We start from the raw sequence: 1,217 nt of genomic DNA, 5'->3' as shown, positions 1-1,217 counted from the left end.
AAAGCTCGTTCTTAAAGGTTGGGCTATCTTGACTCTTATTTGATAAGAATATGCAAACACTCTTTGGTGTGTGCGGCTTTGTGGGCGCGTTTGTTATCCGCTTTAAAACGCATGTAGGTTTTGGTCATTAAGGAGTAAGCACCGTATTTTTTTAAAATATTTTTAATCTCTATCTCGCTCATAAGCCCTTCATTGTTATAGCTTAAAAAAATATATTTGAATCGTGCTTTTTTGATCAAGTTTTCAAAAGCGTTTAAGATTTGAGAACGAGAGCAAAAAGAGGATTTCTGGTAATTAGGCAAGCCGGTTTTGCCTTTTGGAGCAAAGGGCGTATAAGCAGCAATCGTGTTTAATAAATGATAATTCGCCCCGTATTGCCTCGCATTATAAGGGGGGTCTAAATACAAAATATCCCCTGAAATCTTTCCAATCAACTCGCTAGCGTCTTGCTGATACACTTCATTAGTGCTTAAACTCACATCAAAATGAGCGCCTTTTAAGATGAGTTCTTTTTGAGCGCTTTTTTTAAGGCGTTTTAAAAAAGCCCCATAAACTGAAGCGGTGTTAGCCACCTTGTCCGCGCTCTCTAATAGCGATGCGAGCAAAAAATAATACGCGCAATTATCAATGTTTTGAGAAAGTTTAAGCTCTTCAATTTTTAAACGCACCGCATCAATTTTTTGAGCGTTTGTTTCGCTAAAATACTGCCTTGAACTCCCCCCTAAAGAATAATGCGAATAAATAAAACCCTTTTTTAAAGCAACGCTATTGAGCCCATTAATAAGCTCTTCTTGATTAGGGATTTCTTGAATGTTGCCGATATAATTTTGATTCAAAACAAAGCTATAATATTCCAAATCATTAGAAATAACCTTATTGACGGCTTTTTTAAACGCACGCCCCACAATGCCCGTCCCAGCGAACAGATCACAAAAAATCGTGCCAGAGAGATCATTGCCCGCAACCGCATGGATATTTTCCTTAATAAAGGGAATGAGCTTGTATTTAGAGCCGATGTAGTTCATTGCAACCGCTATAAAGTAGTTTTTTGATGGTATCCATTTTGATACCCCTCATTGTATATCCTATCATTACAAGTTTTCCTGTATTGTATGGGGTCATATTGATAGCAACCCACACAGCCGTCATATTCAGCCTCCCCTTCATAGAAAGGATAATGATTGCCAAGAATTTTTGTTGCATCAAATCTATAGCCA

General features: G+C 37.7%; 2 protein-coding genes. Both read right to left on the bottom strand.

The window, feature by feature from the left end; translation table 11 throughout:
• Window positions 1–35: 35 nt before the first annotated feature.
• Window positions 36–1,025: a DNA adenine methylase gene (locus BZK24_RS08370; RefSeq protein WP_077657145.1), complete on the bottom strand. Its 990-nt coding sequence runs from the start codon at window positions 1,023–1,025 to the stop codon at window positions 36–38.
• An 8-nt stretch (window positions 1,026–1,033) separates the two neighbouring features.
• The coding region (locus tag BZK24_RS08365) for an NlaIII/IceA1 family type II restriction endonuclease (RefSeq protein ID WP_524707209.1) at window positions 1,034–1,217 on the bottom strand (184 nt) is incomplete at its 5' end.

This window comes from Helicobacter pylori (assembly GCF_001998165.1).
In the GTDB taxonomy this organism is placed as follows: domain Bacteria; phylum Campylobacterota; class Campylobacteria; order Campylobacterales; family Helicobacteraceae; genus Helicobacter; species Helicobacter pylori_DL.
Note: the sequence above shows the minus strand (reverse complement) of the source record. Positions and strands in the feature narration are given on the sequence as shown.